The organism is Pararhizobium arenae (assembly GCF_001931685.1).
GTDB lineage: Bacteria > Pseudomonadota > Alphaproteobacteria > Rhizobiales > Rhizobiaceae > Pararhizobium > Pararhizobium arenae.
This window is the reverse complement of sequence record NZ_MOOY01000004.1, coordinates 276,445-296,624: the sequence shown is the minus strand read 5'-3', so window position 1 is coordinate 296,624 and position 20,180 is coordinate 276,445. Positions and strand designations below refer to the sequence as shown.

Here is a 20,180-nt window from a genome sequence, read left to right as displayed (position 1 = left end):
GTAATGTTTCGGCTTTTTCGTTTCTGATTGTTTCGGAAACGCTTCCCTCCTCCCCGCCTGCGAGGAGAAGGGACGATAAATGCCTCAAACCAGTTTAAACGCGATATAGACGAGCGTTGCCGCGATCACCCACAGCGCCAGACGGCCCAGCCGACTGTGGCGGGCTTCCGAGCGGCCGATGGCCTCGGCCGTCTGCGCGTCGAAGCGCAGGCCGCTTTCCGCCATATCGGTGATCTCACGCGAAAACTTTTCCGTCTTTGCGGCGATCTCGGGTGCAGCTTCGGCAAGACGCAAGGCCGCATGAAGGCCTTCGCGGACGTCCGAGACGATGCGCTTGGGCCCGAGATTGTCGCGGATCCATCCGCCAACCACAGGCTCCGACGCCTTCCACATATTAAAGCGCGGATTGAGGGTGCGCGCCACACCTTCGACGACGACCATGGTCTTCTGCAGCATCACCAGTTCGGGCCGGGTTTCCATATCGAAAAGCTCGGTGACCTCGAAAAGCAGCGTCAAAAGCTTTGCCATGGAGATGGTTTCGGCCGGCTGGCCATGGATCGGCTCGCCGATCGCCCGGATCGCCTGGGCGAAGCTGGCGACATCATGATGGGACGGCACGTAGCCGGCCTCGAAATGCACATCCGCCACGCGGCGATAATCGCGGGTGATGAAACCGTAGAGGATTTCGGCAAGGAACCGCCGCTCCTTCTTGCCGAGCCGGCCGACGATACCGAAATCGACGGCGACGATCATGCCGGCCGGATCGACGAAGAGGTTGCCCTGGTGCATGTCGGCGTGGAAGAAGCCGTCGCGCAGGGTGTGGCGCAGGAAGGACTGGATCAGCGTATCGGCGAGCGCGTTCAGGTCATGGCCGGCATCGATCAGGCCCTGGACATCCGACATCTTGATGCCGTCGATCCATTCCATGGTCACGACATCACGGCCGGTGCGCTCCCAATCGACTTTGGGCACACGGAAACCGGGATCGTTCCTGGAATTTTCAGCGATCTCCGAAAGGGCGGCTGCTTCCAGCCGCAGGTCCATCTCGATCTTGGTCGTCTGCTCCAGCGTCTTCGTCACCTCGACGGGGCGAAGCCGCCGCGTGTGCGGCAGGAGACGCTCCTGCATGCGCGAGACGAGATACATGGCCTCGAGGTCATTGGCGAAGCGCTGGCGGATGCCGGGGCGGATAACCTTGACCGCCACCTTGCGCTCGACACCATCTACGAGAATGCCGGCGGGATGCACCTGCGCAACAGAAGCCGCGGCGATCGGCGCGTCCAGATGGGCGTAAAGTTCGGAGACCGAGCGGCCAAGCGAGCCTTCGATCGCGGCGCGCGCCTCCTCGATCGGGAAGGTCGCCATGCGATCCTGCAGGAAGGTCAGGTCGTTGGCGAATTCGGCACCGACCACATCCGGCCGGGTCGCCAGAAACTGGCCGATCTTCACATAGGAGGGACCGAGACGCTCGATGGCGCGGGCGAGACGATCGCTGCGCTCTTCATTGAGCGCGCGGCGACGCGAGAAGAGCCCGGCAACGGACTGACCGAAGCGCGCGAACGCCGGCAGGTTTTCCGGCGGCAGGGCTGAGACGACGCCTTCGCGCACCAGCACCCAGCCGATGCGAATCAGACGCAGATAGGCTCCGGGCGTGCTCATGAGGCTTTGCCGGCGGAGTGTCGGTCGAACGGAGCGGAAAATGCCATGGTTTCAGATTTTCCAGGCGGAATGCAGGCAGGCAATGCCGCCGGTGTAATTGGTATAGGTCACCCGCGAGAAACCGGCCGCCTTGATCATGGCGGCAAAATCGCTCTGGTTCGGGAACTTGCGGATCGATTCCACCAGATACTGGTAGGGCTCGCCATCGCCGGTGATCATCTTGCCGAATTGCGGAATCGCGTTGAAGGACCAGGCATCATAGACCTTGTCGAGCAGCGGCATCTCGACCTCGGAGAATTCGAGCACCAGCAGCCGGCCGCCACGCTTCAGCACGCGGTAGGCCTCCGACAGCGCCACATCGATGCGCGGCACGTTGCGGATACCGAAGGCGACCGTGTAGGCGTCGAAGGAATTGGCCTCGAACGGCAGTTCCTCGGCATTGGCCTCGACGAAGGTGAGATTGTCCGACAGGCCCTTCTTCTTCGCCCGCTCGGCGCCGACGGCGAGCATCGAGCCGTTGATGTCGAGAACCGTCGAATGGGCCTTGCGGTCGGAGGCTTCGATGATGCGGAAGGCGATATCGCCGGTGCCGCCGGCAACGTCGAGCGTCCTGTAATCCTCGCTGCGGCTCGGATTGAGCGCAGATATCATCGCATCCTTCCAGGCGCGGTGCAGGCCGACGGACATCACGTCGTTCATGATATCGTAGCGCTTGGCGACCTTGTGGAAGACATCGTTGACGAGGGCCTGCTTTTCGCCCTTGTTCACCTGGCGAAAGCCGTAGGAGGTTTCCATGCCGCCATCGGCGGATGTTCGTTCACCTGTCATCGTGCCAGTCTCCTACTCTTCACCACGACCATAGCGAATTCGAAATCGAGACGCTATCTCTGCTCAGGACTGCCCAAAGGCGGCATTATCCCGCGCCATCCCTATAAGATATGTGCACGGCCAAGGAAATCGACAAATGATCGCAGCCCAAATGAAGGAGAGGGGATGCCGGAGCTTCCCGAAGTCGAGACGGTGAAACGCGGACTGGCGCCGACGATGGAAGGCGCCATCATCGTACGCGCCGAGCTTCGCAGACCAGACTTGCGCTTTCCGTTTCCAAACGGCTTTTCCGCAAGCCTTGAAGGCAAGCGCATTGCAGCGCTGTCGCGCCGCGCCAAATATCTGCTGATCGAGCTTGAGGGCGGTGATGTCGTCGTTGCCCATCTCGGCATGTCCGGCTCCTTCCGCATCGAAGCGGGCGCCGCTTCCGAGACACCTGGAAGCTTCCACCACGAGCGCAGCAAGGATGAGAAACACGACCACGTGATCTTTCATCTCCTGACGGAAAATGGCCCGGCCCGCGTCATCTATAACGACCCGCGCCGCTTCGGCTTCATGGATATCATCGCGCGGGATGCTCTGTCGGCCCATGCGTTCTTCAAAAGTCTTGGCGAGGAACCGACCGGCAATGTGCTGGACGCCGCCTATCTCGCGAAACGCTTCAAGGGCAAGGCGCAGCCGCTGAAGGCTGCCCTGCTCGACCAGCGCAATATTGCGGGGCTGGGCAACATCTATGTCTGCGAGGCGCTGTGGCGCTCCCATCTCACGCCCCTGAAGCCTGCGGGTGCCGTGGTCGATGCCAAGGGCAAGCCGACGAAAAAGTTGACGGCCCTGACGGAAGCGATCCGCGCCGTCATTGCAGACGCGATCGCTGCCGGCGGCTCTTCGCTGCGCGACCATATCCAGACCGACGGTACGCTTGGTTACTTCCAGCACTCCTTTTCCGTTTATGACCGGGAGGGCGAGCCCTGTCGCACGCCGGACTGCAAGGGGACCGTGACGCGGATCGTGCAGGCGGGGCGCTCAACGTTCTACTGCCCGTCCTGCCAGAAATGAGATGGCAGGGCTGCAATTAGCGCGTTGACGACGGGGGCGTTTCCGGTTATATGCCGCCCTCAGTTTGGAAAGCCGCTCCAAGGTTTTCCGATATTGCTCCCGAATTGCTTGGATGACAGGTCGCAGTGACCCGGCACGGCGAAGCGGAAGTTTTTGTCAGATTTCGAAGAGAGACACCAAATGGCCAATACAACTTCGGCGAAAAAAGCGACCCGCAAAATCGCCGCCCGTACGGAAGTCAACAAGTCCCGCCGTTCGCGCGTTCGCGGCTTTATCCGCAAGGTCGAAGAAGCCATCGCTTCGGGTGATGCAGCCGTTGCTCAGGCAGCCCTGAAAGCAGCCCAGCCGGAACTGCAGCGCGCCGCCACCAAGGGCGTCCTGCATGCCAATACGGCATCCCGCAAGGTTTCGCGTCTTGCCAGCCGCGTCAAGGCTCTGACGGCCTAATCCGGCTCACGAATTTCCACTTTGAATAGCCCGGTCATCCGTGACCGGGCTATTCGGATTCAGGCCTATGACACCTGTCATGGTTAATACGCAGAAATGTCATCATGTCTCCGCGATGACATAATTTATGAAGAAAAAACAAGGGCTTGCCGGAGGACCTCAAGACTCATCCACCGCCTGGCCGGGGCCGTTAACCCCTGTGACGAGTCAAGAGATTTTTTATTTTTTTTGTTTTTCGCCGGCTCATTTCCAGCACCTTTTTCAAAGCCCTTGATTCAAAAGCGATTCTTATTCGCCCCCTGCCGCCGCTGTCAGCACACGCATAAAGAGTCAACCGGCAACCGCCCCCGGACCCTAAAAATCGCGATTGATTTGGGGATACGATCCTGCCTAAATGTTCTGGACAGAGGGCGCGGGACATACCCGTAAACGAGACGAAAGAGCCGGTTTTTTAAGAGCCGGCGAAATTTCGCCTAGTCCTCTGCAAACGGGGTGGTTCCACAACGTTCCATCATTCAGGTGAAGAGATTGTCACTGGTCGCTTTGGCGTCCCAGAGCGATTTTTTGCATCCTATGGTTGCTGACGCCACCATAGCAGACTGTCCGGTGTCGTGTGAGGCAGCATGATACCGATCCGGCAGTGAGCGGAGCGGCGCGATATAGCGACTGCCTTCGCAGGGAGAATTGACGGTCGCGACGAGGGCGATTGTTGAGGTAAAGAGGAGTTTTGGGAGGAATGGCACCGCAGAGGGTGCCGATATGAGATTGAACCCGCACGGGGGACATGCGTTTGACTTGAAGCTGGCGCATTCGTGCGAAAACCGCGGCAAAAGGGAGAATGAGGCTCCCCCAGCCAGCGGATAACGTTTGTGGAACGGCATGCCTTGGACAAAGGAGCCGTAACCATGGGCATGGATGGTCGGGGCCGGCAGCAATGGCGACCCCATGGAATGATATTGGAAGGCGGCGATATGCTTACAAATTCTGTGACGGCGGCGGGTGTGTTCGAAGACGGGGAGAATGCATTTCAGATTGCGTCCAAGCAGCCTGATGCAGCGGGAGAGAAAAACGACATGCGGCAGAGCGCGCTTTTCGATCGGGTCAGTGCGCGTTTGAAGGCCCAGGTCGGTCCCGATGTCTATGCCAGCTGGTTCGGCCGGCTGAAGCTGCATTCGGTTTCCAAGAGCGTGGTGCGCCTGTCTGTTCCGACGACATTCCTTAAGTCGTGGATCAACAACCGCTATCTCGACCTCATCACCAGCCTTTTCCAGCAGGAAGATGCGGAAATTCTCAAGGTCGAAATTCTGGTGCGCACCGCAACCCGCGGCGCAAGGCCGGGCTCGGCCGAAGAGGCTGCGTCCAGCCCTCAGGTCGATGTTGCAGTTCCCGCGCAGAACCGGCGCGCTTCGCCCCAGAGCATCGCCCAGCATGCGACGGCCGCCATCGGCGGCGTGCAGAAGCCTGCGCCATCTCACTCCGGGCCGCTTTTCGGTTCGCCGCTTGACCAGCGCTATACGTTCGACAGCTTCGTGGAAGGCTCGTCCAACCGCGTGGCTCTTGCTGCCGCAAAGACGATCGCCGAAGCCGGCGCCGGCGCCGTGCGCTTCAATCCGCTGTTCATTCACTCCACCGTCGGCCTCGGCAAGACACATCTCCTGCAGGCGATCGCCAATGCCGCGATCCAGAGCCCGCGCACCTCGCGCGTCGTCTATCTGACGGCCGAGTATTTCATGTGGCGTTTCGCGACCGCGATCCGCGACAATGATGCGCTGTCGCTCAAGGAAACCCTGCGCAATATCGACCTTCTCGTGATTGACGATATGCAGTTCCTGCAGGGCAAGTCGATCCAGCACGAATTCTGCCATCTGCTCAACATGCTGCTCGACAGCGCTAAGCAGGTTGTCGTTGCCGCCGACCGCGCGCCGTGGGAACTGGAATCGCTCGATCCGCGCGTGCGCTCGCGCCTTCAGGGCGGCGTGGCCATCGAAATGGATGGTCCGGACTACGAGATGCGCCTGGAAATCCTCAAGCGCCGGCTTGAAGCCGCGCGTCAGGAAGATGCATCGCTCGATATCCCCGCCGATATCCTGAGCCACGTCGCCCGCAACATCACCGCCAGCGGCCGCGAACTGGAAGGGGCCTTCAACCAGCTGCTCTTCCGCCGTTCCTTCGAGCCGCAGCTGTCGATCGAGCGTGTCGACGAACTGCTTGGCCATCTCGTCAATGCCGGCGAGCCTCGCCGGGTTCGCATCGAGGACATCCAGCGCGTCGTCGCCAAGCATTACAACGTGTCGCGCCAGGAGCTGGTCTCCAACCGCCGCACCCGCGTCATCGTCAAGCCGCGCCAGATCGCCATGTATCTGGCCAAGACGCTGACGCCGCGCTCCTTCCCGGAAATCGGCCGTCGTTTCGGCGGACGCGACCATACGACCGTGCTGCATGCCGTGCGCAAGATCGAGGACCTGATCTCCGGCGACACCAAGCTCAGCCATGAGATCGAGCTTCTGAAGCGGCTGATCAACGAATAAGGCGGGACCGCCACCTACTCCTCTGCGAAGGGCAGAGGCGGCCCTGCCGCCCTGCCCTATTTTTTACCTGCTGCGATCAGATGATACAGCGCGCGGATTGCCTGCGCCTCTCCGCCCAGCGGCGAATGCGGGCGCTCGACCGGCGCCCAGCCGAAGATATCCAGATGCACCCAGCTTTTCGCCTTCGTGACAAAGCGCTTGAGAAACAATGCCGCCGTGATCGAGCCGGCCATGCCGCCTGACGGTGCATTGGTCAGGTCGGCGATGCGGGCGTTGATATCCTTCTCGTAACCCTTGTAGAGCGGCATGCGCCAGAGCGGGTCATCGACCGTCAGGCTCGCCTCCGTCAGATCGTGGGCGAGATTTTCGTCGTCTGTATAGAACGGGGGCAAGTCCGGCCCCAGCGCCACCCGGGCAGCCCCTGTCAGCGTCGCCATGTCGATGATGAGATCGGCATCCTCCTCATCGGCCAAGGCCAGTGCATCGGCGAGGATCAGACGTCCCTCCGCGTCGGTGTTGTCGATCTGGACCGTCAGCCCCTTGCGGCTGCGATAGATGTCGCCCGGGCGGAAGGCATTGGCCGAGATCGAGTTTTCAACCACCGGCACCAGAACCCGCAGATCAACCTTCAGCTTGGCATCCATGATCATCAGCGCCAGACCCATGACATTGGCGGCGCCGCCCATATCCTTCTTCATCAGAAGCATCGAGGAGGCAGGCTTGATATCGAGACCGCCGGTATCGAAGCAGACCCCCTTGCCGACCAGCGTCACCTTGCGGTGGCCCTTCTTGCCCCAGCGCATTTCGAGCAGCCGTGGCGCTTCGGCGCTGGCGCGACCGACGGTATGGATGAGCGGAAAATTTTTGGCGAGAAGGTCGTCGCCATGAACGGCCGTGACCGTCGCCTTGTAGTGGTCGGCAAGGGCGCGGAAGGCTTTTTCCAGGGCATCCGGACCCATGTCGTTGGTCGGCGTGTTGATGAGATCGCGTGCGAGGAAGACACCGGCGAGCTGCCGCTTGATATCGACGGCATCGGCATCGGTGGGGATCATCAGCGTCGGGGCTTCCGACGCAGACGATTTGTACCGATCGAAGCGGTAGGAGCCCAGGCCGTAACCCAGTGCGAGACGATTGGCGGTCAGCGGCGCCGTCTCCACATGCCATTTGCCGGCCGGAAGCGTGCGCGCCAGCTTGCCGGTCAGGAACGGCGCCTCGGACGGATTGGCGCCGAGGCCGAACAATGCGCCGCCTAGATGACCGTCTTCCGACGGGATGAGCAGCACGGCGCCCGGCTCCGCCTTGAAGCCGGCCTTGCGCGCCCAGTCGAGCGCGATCGGATCAATGGCGCCAAGTTCCACATGGGCTGGCGTCACCGCAAAGATCGGCAGCGTCTTGCCGCCGCTGGTGTTGAAAGGAGACGCGCGTTCGATGAACTGGAAGGGGGCCATGCAAAAATCCTTGAAGCGGCACAAGTCGCCGAGGTCGTGATTAACACTCTATTAGGGTTAACAGACTATTGCTGGAGCGAAGATTGCGCCGTTTTTGTTGCTCGTGTCCGGTGCGTGAATTTACGGCATGGGGGCATTGGCGATGGCCAGACAGTTTCGTTCGTTCCGGATGACATCCGGTCTTTCCGTCATTCTCGTCGCGGCGGCCCTCGGCGGCTGTGCCGGCCAGAAGAAGGAGCTGACGACCGGCTCCGTGCCCGCCTCAACGGCGGTCTCCTCCTCCATGAGCGCAGCGCAACTCGCGCAGGCCGCCGACAGCATCGGCAAGGCCTATGAGCGCAACCCCAACGACCGCAACACGGGTCTCAACTACGCCAATGCGCTGCGCATGACCGGCCGCAATGAGCAGGCGCTGGCCGTGATGCAACAGGTCGCGATCAAGTTCCCCAACGATCGGGATGTGCTGGCCGCCTACGGCAAGTCGCAGGCCGCCGCGGGCCAGCTGGAGCAGGCGCTCTCGACGATCACCCGCGCCCAGACGCCGGACCGCCCGGACTGGAAGCTGAAATCCGCCGAAGGTGCGATCCTCGATCAGCTTGGCCGCTCCGGCGAAGCCCGCGCGCGATATCGCGATGCGCTCGACATCCAGCCGAACGAGCCTTCCGTTCTTTCCAATCTCGGCATGTCTTACCTGCTGGCAAAGGACCTCAAGACGGCCGAAACCTATCTGCGCTCGGCCGCCAGCCAGCCCGGAGCCGACAGCGGCGTGCGCCAGAACCTCGCCCTTGCTGTCGGACTGCAGGGGCGCTTCCAGGAAGCAGAGGAAATCGCCAGCCGCGAGCTTTCCCCGGACCAGGCGGAAGCGAACGTCGCCTATCTCCGCGCCATGCTGGCCCAGCAGAACAACTGGCAGAAGCTGGCAAAGAGCGACAAGGCGGAGCCGGACAACGGCACGAACTGAGATTCACACCCGGACGCTTGCAAAAAATGCCCTGTCGCATGTCATGCGCGGGGCATTTTCAGTTTTGAAGCGTTAGGAGAGCCTAAAACTTGTCGGAGACCTGGATGCCGGCCGGGCCGAGAATGACGGCAACCAGCACCGGCAGGAAGAACAGGATCATCGGCACGGTGAGTTTCGGCGGCAGGGCGGCAGCCTTTTTCTCGGCCTCGTTCATGCGCTGGTCGCGGCTTTCCTGCGCCAGAACGCGCAGCGCCTGGGCAACCGGCGTACCGTAGCGGTCGGCCTGGATGAGGGCCTGCATGACCGATTTCACCTCGTCAAGCCCGGTGCGGACGCCAAGATTCTCCAGCGCGACGCGCCGGTCGGGAAGGAAGGAGAGTTCGGCGGTGGTCAGAACAAGTTCTTCGGCGAGCGCGGTGGATTGCGCGGCGATTTCATCGGCCACGCGGCGCATGGCAAGCTCCATCGAGATACCCGATTCCACGCAGATCAGCAGCAGGTCAAGCGCATCCGGCCAGGCGCGGCGGATCGAGTGCTGTCGTTTGGTGACGGCGTTTGAGATGAAGATGTTGGGTGCATAAAAGCCGAGATAGGCTGTGCCGACGACCGCAAGGATGCGCATCGGCAGCGGTTTGGTCCCGAGGTAACCCAGGCCGAAAATGTAGAAGGCACCCACTGCGAGGAAGATGAAGGGCAGGCAGAAACGTGCAAAAAGGAACGTGTTGAGCGCGTTCTGGGAGCGATAACCGGCGGATTTCAGCCGGTTGACGGTCTTGTCGTCGACGAGCGCCTTGCGCAGGTTGAGCCGCTCGACGATCTGGCGGACGGATGTGTTGTTCTTGGTGCGCAGCGATGCCTTGCCGCCGCCTTCCGCGTTCAGGCGGGCGCGCTCGCGGGCACGGATTTGTTCACGTTCGCTCGCCACGCTTTTCATGCGCTTGTCCAGATCGCCCTTCTCGAAGAAGGGAACAGCCAGCGAGTAGAATGTCGCGAGCACCGCGACCGAAACCAGCACGGCCACGATCACGTTCGGGTTCGTCAGGGTGCCGATCAGACCTTCGCTCATGCCGAACCTTCTTCCGTATCAGATGTCAAAATTGATCATGTTGCGCATGACCCAGATGCCGATGCTCATCCAGAAGCCGGAGATGCCCATGATGAGATGGCCGCGCGGATCGGTGAAGAGGATCAGCATGTAATCCGGAGAGGTCATGTAGACGAGACCGGCAACGATGAAGGGCAAGGCCCCGATGATCGCCGCAGACGCCTTCGCCTCCATGGAGAGCGCCTGCACCTTGGCCTTCATCTTCTTGCGCTCGCGCAGCACCTTGCCAAGATTGCCGAGCGCTTCGGAGAGGTTGCCGCCGGCCTGCGCCTGGATGGCGATGACGATGGCGAAGAAATTCACCTCCGGCAGCGGGATGTTGTTGATCATGCGCCCGCATGCTTCCGGAATATTCATACCCACTTGCTGCGATTCGATAATCCGCTTGAATTCGGTCTTGACCGGCTCCTGGCCGTCATTTGCGATCAGCCGGACGGCATCGTTGAGCGGCAGGCCGGACTTGATGGAGCGGACCATCACGTCGAGCGCGTTCGGAAACTCGTTGAGGAACTGCTTGCAGCGCCGCTTGATGAGGAAATTGACGACCCAGCGCGGCAGACCGGCGGCCGCAATCAGGGTTATGCCAAGCGCGATGAGAGGGCCCGCGCCGGCGACGAACACCAGAATGCCCAGCACGAGGCCAAACGCGACGCTCATCATGTAGAACCGCGGAACGGTGATCGCGAGGCCAGCCTGCACCAGCCGCATCTTCATCGTCGGCGCCGCCTTGGCGGTTTTTTCCTGCTGTTTCTTTTCCAGGTCCTTCAGCGAATCCTGCACGGACTTTCGCCGTTTCGACATTTCCGTCATGCGGTCGCGGGCAGCCTTGACCTTGACGCGGTCGGTTTCGCTCGCCGCCACCTTGCGGACGCGGCTTTCGGCTTTCTTCTCGGTTTCGATCCGCGAGAACATCAAGCCATAGGCGGCTCCGCCCATGGACAGGGCCGCAAGCGCCGCGATCGCCAAAACGGTGATGTCGATCCCGAACATGAAGCCGATCAATCCTTTTCCATGGCGTCGAGCGTTGCCGCCAGGCGCTTGTCTTCGTTGAAGTAACGGGCGCGGTCCCAGAAGTTCGGGCGGCCGATGCCGGTCGACTTGTGACGGCCGATGATGCGGCCGTTGGCGTCTTCGCCCTCGATTTCGTAGCGCATCAGGTCCTGGGTGATGATCACGTCACCTTCCATGCCGATCACCTCGCTGATGTGGGTGATGCGGCGCGAACCGTCGCGAAGGCGGGCGGCCTGAATGATGACGTCGATGGAGCCTGCGATGATTTCGCGCACGGTCTTGGCAGGCAGCGTATAGCCGCCCATGGCGATCATCGATTCCATACGCGACAAGCATTCGCGCGGGGTATTGGCGTGGATGGTGCCCATCGAGCCGTCGTGGCCGGTGTTCATCGCCTGAAGCAGGTCGAAGACCTCCGGTCCGCGCACTTCGCCGACGATGATGCGTTCGGGGCGCATACGCAGGCAGTTCTTGATGAGATCGCGCATGGTGATCTCGCCCTCGCCTTCGATGTTCGGCGGGCGGGTTTCGAGGCGCACCACATGCGGCTGCTGCAGTTGTAGTTCGGCCGTGTCCTCGCAGGTGATGACGCGCTCGTCGGCATCGATGAAACCGGTGAGGCAGTTGAGAAGCGTGGTTTTACCGGAGCCGGTACCGCCGGAGATGACGACGTTGCAGCGCACGCGGCCGATGATCTGGAGAAGGACCGCGCCTTCCGGCGTGATGGCGCCGAACTTGACGAGCTGGTCGAGCTTCAGCTTGTCCTTCTTGAACTTACGAATGGTGAGCGCGGTGCCATCGATGGCAAGCGGCGGGGCAATGACGTTGACACGCGAGCCATCGGGAAGGCGGGCGTCGCAGATGGGCGAGGATTCATCGACGCGGCGGCCCACCTGGCTGACAATGCGCTGGCAAATCGAGAGCAGCTGCGCATTGTCGCGGAAGCGGACTTCCGATTCGATGGTCTTGCCGCCGACTTCGATGAAGGTCTGGCCGGCGCCGTTGACCATGATGTCGGCGATGTCGTCGCGGGCGAGCAGCGGTTCCAGCGGACCATAACCCAGAACGTCGTTGCAGATATCCTCAAGCAGTTCTTCCTGCTCGGAGATCGACATCGCGAAGTTCTTGATGGTGATGATGTCGTTGACGATATCGCGGATTTCCTCGCGCGCGCTCTCATTGTCGAGCTTGGCGAGCTGGGAAAGGTCGATCGTGTCGATGAGCGCGGAGAAGACCTGGCTCTTGGTGTCGTAGTAATCCTCCGTGCGGGCCGGACGGCGGCGGGCCGGAGCCGGTGCCGGCTGCGGGCGAGCTACGGCAGAAGGCTCGGCAAGCACGGGCGCCGCCGTTGGCTTTTCGGCCACGGCGACCGATGCAGACACAGCAACCGGCGGCGGAGCGGCGTTCGAGCCACTCTTGCCAAAGCCTTCGTTTCCGCGTTTCCCAAACATGCTTTCAACCCGCTTTACGTTCCAAATTTCCCGCGCTTATCATTGTTCGCGAGGCATTCCCCTGCTGCCGGATCATCCGTCGTCGGCTACTTGCGACCGAGCAGGCCCAGCATCTTGCCGAGACCGCCCTTCTTCGGTTTCTTCACTTCGGCGCGGCCCGTCACGAGATGCGCAAGCTGCGACAAGGTTTCGGCAACCGGTGCCTTCTTGTCGATTTCGGCGATCATGCGGCCGCTGTTGGCGGCATTGCCGAACAGGACGGCGTCGAACTGAATGATCGCGACCGGTTCGATTTCGAGCGATTCGCAGAAGTCGCCGGGCGTGATTTCGGGGCGCTTCGGCATGCCGACCTGATTGAGAACCAGATGCGGCATCTTGTCGTTGGGCCGCAGCTTCTTCAGGCAATCGAACAGGTTCTTGGCATTGCGCAGGTTGGCGAGATCCGGCACCGCAGTCACCACAACCTCGTCGGCCTCGGCAAGCACATTGCGCGTCCATTCCGACCACTGGTGGGGCACATCGAGCACCGACACCGGGGCATTGCGCTGAAGCAGTTCCGTCAACGGCTGGAACGCCATCGGATCGAAGTCATAGGCGCGATCGAGCATCGATGGTGCGGCCAGAAGCGAGAGGCGCTCCGAGCACTTGGTCAGCAGGCGGTCGAGGAAGACTTCGTCCAGGCGTTCCGGGGCAAAGACGGCCTCGGCGATGCCGCTCGGCGGGTCCTGATCGAAGTTGATATTGGCCGTTCCATAGGGCAGATCGAGGTCGGCGAGCACGACTTCGGTCGAAAACAGGTTGGAGATGCCCCAGGCGCAGTTATGCGCCAGCGTCGAAGAGCCGACGCCACCCTTGGCGCCGATGAAGGCGATGGTGCGACCAAGCGGCTCGGCTTCGGGATCGACAAAGATGCCGGCGATCGTCGCCAGCACGTCCGGCATGGAGACAGGCGCAACCATATATTCGGAGATGCCGTTGCGGATCAGGTCGCGGTAGAGCGGAATGTCGTTATAGCGACCGATAAGGACGACCTTGGTCGACGGATCGCAAACCGCGGCCAGCGGTGCCAGCTCTTCCATCAGGTGGCGCGGCTCGGTGGCGGTCTCCAGAATGATCAGGTTCGGCGTCGCCATGGTGGAGAACATGTTGGCGGCAGCCGTGATCGAGCCGCTGTTGATGCGCAGATTGACCTTCGCCATGCGGCGATCCTGACCGCAACGTTCCATCACCTTCTGCAGCGCCGGCGTTTCGCAGAAGGCATGCACCGAGATGCGGGGCAGCGGCCGCAGATGCTCGATATCACCCGCACGGAACTGATCGGCGGCGATATTCGCCTCCTCCGCTCCCGTCTCGATCTTGTAGTCAATCGCGCTCATGGTCTTATCCCGTCAAGCCGTGCGGTTCGTCAGTTGAAGTTGATCGTCGTGCCACCGGTGTCGACCGTCGTGTCGATGCCGCGATAGTCATTAAGGACCTCGCCGCGCTGCACGGCGTCGATCGGCGACATTTCACGCGGTCCGAGCAGGTCCATCGGATTGGCGATCTGAGCCGCCAGATTGGCCTGGCTGGCGCAGCCGAAATTCTCGTAGTTCTTGTTCTGGATCGTGTTGACGGCAAGGTCACTCGGCCACTGCCCGCATGGGCCTGTTTGCGCGGTGATCGCGGTGTAGCGCAGCCGGACAGGAGCCGCATCGTTGGGACCGCCAGCCTGATAGTGGGTTTCCAAGAGCCGCTTTGCCGGTACGCCGGCCTGGACCAGAGCCGCGCGGATTTCACGGCGCATCGAATCGGCGGCGGCAGCGTTGGCCGAGCCGGACGGCAGCATGATCTCGACCACGCCGGTCGACGTGCCCTTGTAGCTTTGAGCGAAGCCGCGAATGACTTCGCGGGCGCTGATTGTCAGGTGCCGGTCGCCGGACGCGATCGGCACGTCGATGGCGTGCTCGGATTCGGCAATCACGATGGGATGACGGGTGCGGTAGTCGTCGGGCAGCGAACCGGTTGTGGTGTTGTCCCTTGCGCAGCCGGCAAGACTTGTTCCGGCAGCGAGCAGCACGCCCAGTGCAAGAAGGCGCAGGGACCGGCTGGTATCGAAGAAATCGGTGGACCGCATGGCGGAAAGCCTTTTCAAGGGACGGTGCGTGGAGAGCGTGTCGATCATGTCCGGTCCCGCCTATTTGTAGATGAAGCCGACATTGCCGTGATACTGGCCGGCTGGAGCCTGCGCCTGGGCACTGCCGTAGATGCGATTGACCGTGCCGAGGAAATAACCGGAGAGGTCACCCGTCGGGTTGAAATTGTCATCCGGACGCTGGAGCGCGTTGCGGCCAACCGGCTTGACGAGATACGGCGTCGCGATGATCACCAGTTCGGTCTCGTTGCGGATAAAATCCTTGCTGCGGAAGAGCGTCCCGAAGATCGGGATTTTCGATACGCCGGGCAGGCCGGACATTGCCTGACGGATATTGTCTTGGATCAGACCGCCGATGACGATCGAGCCGCCGGAGGGAAGCTCGACGCTGGTCGAAGCTTCGCGCTTGCGGATCGACATATAGGTCTGGCCGGGGATATCGGTGTAAGTATTGCCGCTGACGCTGGATCCTTCGAAGGTCGGTTCCGATACGTTCGTTTCTATATCAAGGGCAATGCGCCCAGGCCCCAGCACGACCGGTTTGAAATTCAGCTCGACGCCGTATTCGACATCGCTCGTCTCGCGCGTGAGTGTCCGTCCGTTTTCTTCATCTTCGCTCACCTCCTGCCCACTTGGCAGGCGGTATTCGCCGCCGACAAAGAACTTTGCCTCTTTTCCGGAAATGGCTGTGAGACTGGGTTCCGCAAGCGTTCTCATAACGCCCGCCTGCTCCATCGCATTGATGTAGCTTTTGAAATCCATGGACCCGGTGCCAATGGAGCCGCCGATCAAGGAAGACAGCGGGTTAACCGCATTTCCTAGATTTGCGGGGTTTTTGAACGTGATTCCGTCACCGCTTGAGGTGCTGTAAATACTGCCGCTAATCCCGAGTTGCTTCAGGACCTGGCGTGAAACTTCCGCAACCGTGACCTTGAGCATGACCTGATCCTCACCTTCGATGGTGAGGAGGTTGACGATCTGGGACAGCTGGCGATTTTCGGCAAAAATGTCGGCGTCGCCGTTGTTGCCCTGGGCCGTGATGTTGCGGGTTGTGGCTTCACCGCCCTTGATGAACGCGCGGGCCAGTTCCTCGACGCGTGTCGAATCAAGCGGCGTACGCACCGTTCCGGTCAGGACGATGTTGTCGGAGATGATTTCGACGTTGATGTCGGAGTCCGGCAGGAAGCGACGCAGGTTCGACTGCAGACCGGCGATGTCGCGCTCGATTTCCAGATCGAGGCTGACGATTTCCTCGCCATTGGGGCCGAAGACGAAGATATTCGTCTGGCCGACCGTTTTGCCGAAAAGATAGATGCGCCGCGAGGACCGCGTGACCGCATCCGCAAGTGTCGGATCGGCAACGAGAATGTCGTGGGCATCCGTCGGCAGGTCAACGACGATCGCCTTGTTCAGACCAAGTTTGATCCTCTTCTTGACGCCAGGACCGCTGTCAACGATGCGAACGAGGGATTCGCTCGCGGCGTTTGCGACAAAACCGTGCCCCGGCAACCCAACGAAGGCCATGCAGAGCGCGAGGCTGCCGGCGACGGATGCGCGCAGCGTTTTTGCGATGAGTTTCACGTTATGCTCCGCAGTCATTCGTGGGTGCCTTCCTGGGACGTGCTTTCGTCTGGCTTGACGATGGAGCCCGACTTGATGACCTGGATGGCCGGCTGGCCATCACCGCTCAGCAGATAATCCGCCGCGACCGTATCCGGCTCCTGTGCGTCGGCGATGCTGCGCAGCGCCAGCGACAGGCGGTCCGCCATCTGCTGGGCAACCGTCATGACTTTCGACTGATCAGGGGTCAGCTCGAGCGTGGCAGTGGTGCCGACAACGGACTTTGAGCCGTCTTCCTTCTCCTCGATCTGCTGGTCGATGGCGAGAACACGCACGTTGCTCAGCACGGTTTCGGTGATGAAGCCGCCCTCGTCCGTCTTGCGGACCATGATGACGTCAACGCGATCGTTGGGGAGGATGAAGCCGCCGGCGCCGGTCGCGACGGTGATTTCGGTTGCGACCGCACGCTTTCCGGCCGGAAGCAGCGCGGACATGATGCGCGAAGAAGCATCGGCGATCTTTTCCTGACGGACGGGTTCGCCATTGAAAAGCGGCATGCGGACAACGACGCCGGTCAGATCGGTAACCGCGTTCGGGCGGTTCTGATCGGTGATCAGCCCATCCACGAGATTGCTTTCCGGCCAGGTCGTCCAGTGGACGGAATCACCATTGAGGCGCGAGCCGACGGGAAGGCTTTTGCTCGCAACGAGAACGTTGACCGTCGGTTCCTTTTCGACGACCGGCTCGCCGGCAGCAATCACCGTGCGCGGGCTCGTCAATTTCAGAGCCAGAAAGCCGGCAAGCCCCGCCGAGACGACAGCAACCGCCAGAATGATTACGCGCACCGGTTTCATGGTTTTTCTGCCCCACAGAATTACGTTGGGGCAGAATGATCCGAAATTGGTGTAATTATGGTTAACGAGTTGCTTAACGGCTTGGTTAACGCGCAGTTAGCAACCGTGCGGCCGCCTTTGGCTAACGGACCTGGCCAAGCGCCGCCATCATCAGTGACGATGAGGGATAGGCGAGAAACCCGCCAAGACCGATGGCAATACCGTATGGGATCTTCTTTGCCGTGAACAGAAGATGCGGTAGCGGAAGCCCTGTGGCGAGCAAGGCATTCTCTTGCTTGCGCAACATCAGGATCACCAGCGTCAGCACGCCGCCGAAGATCGACACATAGGCGAGGAACAGAAACAGCGAATGTTCGAAGCCGAACCAGACGGCGCTGGCCGTCAGCAGCTTCGCATCCCCCCCACCCATGATATTGAGCGCAAAGAGTGCAAAGCAGAAAGTGAAGACAATCGCTCCGGCGCCGAGATGCGTCAGGATATCCTGAAGCCCAAGGCCCGCAAATGGCGCAACGACCACGAAAGCGGCCAGAAGAATGGCCGAAACCCGGTTGGGGATCGTCATCGTGAAGAAATCGGAAAACGCGGCGAAGGCGAGGCAAAGAGGAAACACGACGAAAATGGCGGCGTCAGTCATGGAACACTCTGGTATTGGCGACGGGAGCTTTCAGGATCGGCTGGATCGATTAAGTCTTCGCTAAAGCGGAACGCGATCCTTCAGGAACCGCTGCATGTTTTCGGCACGAAATGATTGATGTCCGAAAAACGAAAAAAGACCGCCTCGCGGAGGAAGCGGCCTTTTCCCTTGACGGCGACTGCGCTTAGCGGTCGTTGCCGGCTTCGTCGAGCTTCGTCGACAGGTCATTGAATGTGGTGTCGAGCTGGTCACCGAGGGCGGTTGCGCCGGTGATCAGGGCAACGGAGATGAGGGCGGCGATGAGGCCATATTCGATGGCGGTCGCGCCGGATTCATCTTTCATGAAACGTGCAAAAAGCTTGGTCATTTGATCTCTCCTACTTCACTTGTTGTTCAGCACTGCCGCCAACTGTTTCCGTTGATCGGTCGAGGCAGAAGCTACAGGAGAGCCAATTTCAAACGGCTTAAGGAAGTGAGTTACCAACCCATTAACATCTGATCCCGGTTTATATGGTAAACGCCCCACAAACCAGACGTGTAAAATCCGACGCTTAACCCTGGAAATGCAGGCAGGCACCGGGCTCACGCCAGATGCGGCCATTCACCGAAAATCAATTTAACGCTTCATTCACCAAAAGCGGCGATGCTCTAGCGTCCATATTCCTCAAGGAACCGTCATGAAACCGAACACGTTCGCACTCGCCACCCGCTGGACGCTTCCCGCATTTGCGAGCCTGATCATGACGCTGTCGCTCTCCAATGCCGCCGTGGCGCAGGAGGAGCAGGACATCATGCGTGTTTATAAGGGACATGCCCGCGTGCTGAAGCTGGACCGTCCCGTCTCCAAGGTCATCGTCGGAAATTCCGATGTTGCCGATGCGACCGTCGCCGATGCGCGCACGATCGTGCTCACCGGACGGGCATTCGGCACCACCAACCTTGTGCTGCTCGATGCGGACGGCAATGCGTTGGTGGACGAGCGTATCCTGGTGTCGATCGACGAGGGCAATACGGTGCGGGTTTTCAAGCAGACTGCCAGAACGCTCCTCTCCTGCACACCGACCTGCGAAGAGCACGCGGACCTCACCCCCAAAAACTGATGCCAAGGGCCGATCGACGCAACCGGATGCTTACGGAAAGGTAAGCATTATCATTCGAATAGGCCCCTATCGCGCAAACGATTTATCAATGCTCCTTTCCTATAGTTCCTCGACACGAGAGGAACCCGCCGATGACCGGTTTGGAAAAACAGCAAGTTGCTGCTGACATCCCCGAGATGAAGAAACCCATGCTCCGCAAGGGATTTCTGCGCCGTCTTGCGAAAGACAGGAGTGGCGCCGCGGCAATCGAATTTGCGCTTCTTGCGCTGCCGTTCATGCTTGTGACCTTCGCATCGATCGAAACCTTTGTCGCCTTCTTCGGCGAGCAGGTTCTGGCCAATGCCAATGATACGATGTCGCGCAAGATCAGAACCGGCGAAATCACCTATAATCTCGGCCGCTCCACCGACAAGAACGCCGCGGAATTTCGTGCGCTCTACTGCGAAGAGATCAACTTCTTCCTGAGCTGCGATGCCGACCGGCTCTACCTTGATGTGCGCGCCTTCCCCAAATTCGCGGATATTCCAGCCGATATTCCGCGCAACAACTCTAATTTCTCATCGGATGGCTTCACCTTCAACCCCGGTGGCGCCGAGAAGATCAATGTCGTGCGCGCCTATTATCGCTGGGAAGTGACGACCGATCTGGTTCGCCCCTATGTGACCAACCTTCGCTCGGCCGGCAGCGCCATGCCCAACGATTATCTGATGGTCGCCACCAATACCGTCGTGAACGAGGCTTATTGAGATGAACAGACTGCCGTCTCTCCTCAAGACCCACTTCCAAGGGTTTGCGAGCCAAAGCCTCCTTGGTGCCCTTCTTCGCGACCGCAAGGGCGCGGGCGCGGTGGAATTCGCAATCATCATTCCCCTGCTCATCATGGGCTATCTCGGAGCCTTCGAGATCTCCGTCGGCGTCGGCGTCAGCCGCAAGGTGGCGCACGCATCGAGCACGGTGGCGGAAATCCTGTCGCGCAAGAAGGATGTCACCAAGGAAACGCTCGACGGCATGAAGGACGTCGTGGCCGCCGCCATGGCGCCCTACAAGATGGGCGACTATACGCTGAAGATCACCGGCATCACGGTCAGCGCGGCCGGCAAGGGCACAGTCGCCTGGTCGCGGGATCAGGATGGCGGCAAGCCATACACCGCAGGCTCGACGACGGACCTGCCTTCGGAACTCTCTGCCGTCAACACGTTCGTCGTGCGCGCAGAACTCGTCGTTCCCCATCAGATTATGCTGATGTCGCCGGCCCTGTCGAACTCGGTCAACGAAATCGACATTTCCAAGACCTATTATTACCAGCAGCGCCTCGGCGACCAGATCACCTGCTCCAATTGCGCTAGCTAAGCCTTCCTCGATTTGCATTCCACAGCCGGCCACGTTATCCGTTTGCCGGCTGGCGAC

Annotated in this window: 19 protein-coding genes; 7 read left to right on the top strand and 12 right to left on the bottom strand. The window is 60.6% G+C overall.

Annotated elements, in window-relative coordinates:
• Positions 1-84: 84 nt before the first annotated feature.
• Together ubiB and ubiE are read right to left on the bottom strand one after the other, a co-directional pair.
• The gene (gene ubiB / locus BLX89_RS10785) at positions 85-1,659 is read right to left on the bottom strand and encodes a 2-polyprenylphenol 6-hydroxylase (protein ID WP_075290898.1); all 1,575 of its coding nucleotides are present in this window, start codon (positions 1,657-1,659) and stop codon (positions 85-87) included.
• A 51-nt stretch (positions 1,660-1,710) separates the two neighbouring features.
• Entirely contained in the window at positions 1,711-2,487 is a 777-nt protein-coding gene (ubiE, locus tag BLX89_RS10780) for a bifunctional demethylmenaquinone methyltransferase/2-methoxy-6-polyprenyl-1,4-benzoquinol methylase UbiE (protein ID WP_075290897.1), read from the bottom strand.
• A 165-nt stretch (positions 2,488-2,652) separates the two neighbouring features.
• Between ubiE and mutM the strand changes: the two genes are divergently transcribed.
• The 3 genes from mutM (at position 2,653) to dnaA (ending at position 6,518) form a co-directional block, all read left to right on the top strand.
• Positions 2,653-3,543, top strand: coding sequence for a bifunctional DNA-formamidopyrimidine glycosylase/DNA-(apurinic or apyrimidinic site) lyase (gene mutM / locus BLX89_RS10775; RefSeq protein ID WP_075290896.1), 891 nt, complete (start codon positions 2,653-2,655; stop codon positions 3,541-3,543).
• 180 nt (positions 3,544-3,723) lie between these two features.
• Positions 3,724-3,990, top strand: coding sequence for a 30S ribosomal protein S20 (gene rpsT / locus BLX89_RS10770; RefSeq protein ID WP_075290895.1), 267 nt, complete (start codon positions 3,724-3,726; stop codon positions 3,988-3,990).
• A gap of 950 nt (positions 3,991-4,940) precedes the next feature.
• On the top strand, positions 4,941-6,518 hold the full coding sequence (gene dnaA / locus BLX89_RS10765; RefSeq protein ID WP_245292814.1) for a chromosomal replication initiator protein DnaA: 1,578 nt from the start codon (positions 4,941-4,943) through the stop codon (positions 6,516-6,518).
• Positions 6,519-6,574: 56 nt separating this feature from the next.
• On the opposite strand, the gene BLX89_RS10760 is transcribed toward dnaA, so the two are convergent.
• Positions 6,575-7,966 (bottom strand): leucyl aminopeptidase family protein, encoded by a 1,392-nt coding sequence (locus BLX89_RS10760; RefSeq protein ID WP_075290894.1) that lies wholly within the window; start codon positions 7,964-7,966, stop codon positions 6,575-6,577.
• Between the two features lie 142 nt (positions 7,967-8,108).
• Here BLX89_RS10760 and BLX89_RS10755 point away from each other — a divergent pair, with 142 nt between their 5' ends.
• Positions 8,109-8,927, top strand: a complete 819-nt coding sequence (locus tag BLX89_RS10755; protein ID WP_075290893.1) for a tetratricopeptide repeat protein — start codon at positions 8,109-8,111, stop codon at positions 8,925-8,927.
• Positions 8,928-9,009: 82 nt separating this feature from the next.
• Here the strand turns inward: BLX89_RS10755 and BLX89_RS10750 are convergent, their stop codons facing one another.
• The 9 genes from BLX89_RS10750 to BLX89_RS10710 all read right to left on the bottom strand — a co-directional run bounded on the left by BLX89_RS10750 (position 9,010) and on the right by BLX89_RS10710 (position 18,040).
• Positions 9,010-9,993: a type II secretion system F family protein gene (locus BLX89_RS10750; protein ID WP_075290892.1), complete on the bottom strand. Its 984-nt coding sequence runs from the start codon at positions 9,991-9,993 to the stop codon at positions 9,010-9,012.
• An 18-nt stretch (positions 9,994-10,011) separates the two neighbouring features.
• Positions 10,012-11,022 (bottom strand): type II secretion system F family protein, encoded by a 1,011-nt coding sequence (locus BLX89_RS10745; protein ID WP_075291100.1) that lies wholly within the window; start codon positions 11,020-11,022, stop codon positions 10,012-10,014.
• Between the two features lie 8 nt (positions 11,023-11,030).
• A complete protein-coding gene (locus BLX89_RS10740) occupies positions 11,031-12,494 on the bottom strand; it encodes a TadA family conjugal transfer-associated ATPase (protein WP_075290891.1) in 1,464 nt (487 codons plus the stop codon).
• Between the two features lie 86 nt (positions 12,495-12,580).
• Positions 12,581-13,870, bottom strand: a complete 1,290-nt coding sequence (locus BLX89_RS10735) for a CpaE/TadZ family protein (RefSeq protein WP_075290890.1) — start codon at positions 13,868-13,870, stop codon at positions 12,581-12,583.
• Between the two features lie 29 nt (positions 13,871-13,899).
• Entirely contained in the window at positions 13,900-14,655 is a 756-nt protein-coding gene (locus BLX89_RS10730; protein WP_083637419.1) for a CpaD family pilus assembly protein, read from the bottom strand.
• A gap of 12 nt (positions 14,656-14,667) precedes the next feature.
• Positions 14,668-16,224 (bottom strand): type II and III secretion system protein family protein, encoded by a 1,557-nt coding sequence (locus BLX89_RS10725; protein WP_075290889.1) that lies wholly within the window; start codon positions 16,222-16,224, stop codon positions 14,668-14,670.
• On the bottom strand, positions 16,221-17,039 hold the full coding sequence (cpaB, locus tag BLX89_RS10720; RefSeq protein WP_075290888.1) for a Flp pilus assembly protein CpaB: 819 nt from the start codon (positions 17,037-17,039) through the stop codon (positions 16,221-16,223). The genes BLX89_RS10725 and cpaB overlap by 4 nt, the downstream gene beginning before the upstream one ends.
• A gap of 121 nt (positions 17,040-17,160) precedes the next feature.
• Positions 17,161-17,673: an A24 family peptidase gene (locus tag BLX89_RS10715; protein WP_075290887.1), complete on the bottom strand. Its 513-nt coding sequence runs from the start codon at positions 17,671-17,673 to the stop codon at positions 17,161-17,163.
• Between the two features lie 184 nt (positions 17,674-17,857).
• Complete coding sequence (locus BLX89_RS10710; protein ID WP_075290886.1) at positions 17,858-18,040, bottom strand: Flp family type IVb pilin; 183 nt, start codon at positions 18,038-18,040, stop codon at positions 17,858-17,860.
• 373 nt (positions 18,041-18,413) lie between these two features.
• On the opposite strand from BLX89_RS10710, the gene BLX89_RS10705 reads away from it, so the two are divergent.
• The 3 genes from BLX89_RS10705 (at position 18,414) to BLX89_RS10695 (ending at position 20,123) form a co-directional block, all read left to right on the top strand.
• A complete protein-coding gene (locus tag BLX89_RS10705) occupies positions 18,414-18,773 on the top strand; it encodes a pilus assembly protein N-terminal domain-containing protein (protein ID WP_143523591.1) in 360 nt (119 codons plus the stop codon).
• A 176-nt stretch (positions 18,774-18,949) separates the two neighbouring features.
• The gene (locus BLX89_RS10700) at positions 18,950-19,519 is read left to right on the top strand and encodes a TadE/TadG family type IV pilus assembly protein (RefSeq protein WP_143523590.1); all 570 of its coding nucleotides are present in this window, start codon (positions 18,950-18,952) and stop codon (positions 19,517-19,519) included.
• Position 19,520: 1 nt separating this feature from the next.
• Positions 19,521-20,123 carry a TadE/TadG family type IV pilus assembly protein gene (locus BLX89_RS10695; RefSeq protein WP_075290883.1) on the top strand — a complete coding sequence of 201 codons (603 nt, stop codon included), beginning with the start codon at positions 19,521-19,523 and terminating at the stop codon, positions 20,121-20,123.
• Positions 20,124-20,180: the final 57 nt, after the last annotated feature.

Coding starts and splice junctions, on each gene's coding strand:
- ubiB (WP_075290898.1), bottom strand. CDS start 1,659: ATGAGCACGCCCGGAGCCTATCTGCGTCTGATTCGCATCGGCTGGGTG.
- ubiE (WP_075290897.1), bottom strand. CDS start 2,487: ATGACAGGTGAACGAACATCCGCCGATGGCGGCATGGAAACCTCCTAC.
- mutM (WP_075290896.1), top strand. CDS start 2,653: ATGCCGGAGCTTCCCGAAGTCGAGACGGTGAAACGCGGACTGGCGCCG.
- rpsT (WP_075290895.1), top strand. CDS start 3,724: ATGGCCAATACAACTTCGGCGAAAAAAGCGACCCGCAAAATCGCCGCC.
- dnaA (WP_245292814.1), top strand. CDS start 4,941: ATGATATTGGAAGGCGGCGATATGCTTACAAATTCTGTGACGGCGGCG.
- BLX89_RS10760 (WP_075290894.1), bottom strand. CDS start 7,966: ATGGCCCCCTTCCAGTTCATCGAACGCGCGTCTCCTTTCAACACCAGC.
- BLX89_RS10755 (WP_075290893.1), top strand. CDS start 8,109: ATGGCCAGACAGTTTCGTTCGTTCCGGATGACATCCGGTCTTTCCGTC.
- BLX89_RS10750 (WP_075290892.1), bottom strand. CDS start 9,993: ATGAGCGAAGGTCTGATCGGCACCCTGACGAACCCGAACGTGATCGTG.
- BLX89_RS10745 (WP_075291100.1), bottom strand. CDS start 11,022: ATGTTCGGGATCGACATCACCGTTTTGGCGATCGCGGCGCTTGCGGCC.
- BLX89_RS10740 (WP_075290891.1), bottom strand. CDS start 12,494: ATGTTTGGGAAACGCGGAAACGAAGGCTTTGGCAAGAGTGGCTCGAAC.
- BLX89_RS10735 (WP_075290890.1), bottom strand. CDS start 13,870: ATGAGCGCGATTGACTACAAGATCGAGACGGGAGCGGAGGAGGCGAAT.
- BLX89_RS10730 (WP_083637419.1), bottom strand. CDS start 14,655: ATGATCGACACGCTCTCCACGCACCGTCCCTTGAAAAGGCTTTCCGCC.
- BLX89_RS10725 (WP_075290889.1), bottom strand. CDS start 16,224: ATGACTGCGGAGCATAACGTGAAACTCATCGCAAAAACGCTGCGCGCA.
- cpaB (WP_075290888.1), bottom strand. CDS start 17,039: ATGAAACCGGTGCGCGTAATCATTCTGGCGGTTGCTGTCGTCTCGGCG.
- BLX89_RS10715 (WP_075290887.1), bottom strand. CDS start 17,673: ATGACTGACGCCGCCATTTTCGTCGTGTTTCCTCTTTGCCTCGCCTTC.
- BLX89_RS10710 (WP_075290886.1), bottom strand. CDS start 18,040: ATGACCAAGCTTTTTGCACGTTTCATGAAAGATGAATCCGGCGCGACC.
- BLX89_RS10705 (WP_143523591.1), top strand. CDS start 18,414: ATGACGCTGTCGCTCTCCAATGCCGCCGTGGCGCAGGAGGAGCAGGAC.
- BLX89_RS10700 (WP_143523590.1), top strand. CDS start 18,950: ATGAAGAAACCCATGCTCCGCAAGGGATTTCTGCGCCGTCTTGCGAAA.
- BLX89_RS10695 (WP_075290883.1), top strand. CDS start 19,521: ATGAACAGACTGCCGTCTCTCCTCAAGACCCACTTCCAAGGGTTTGCG.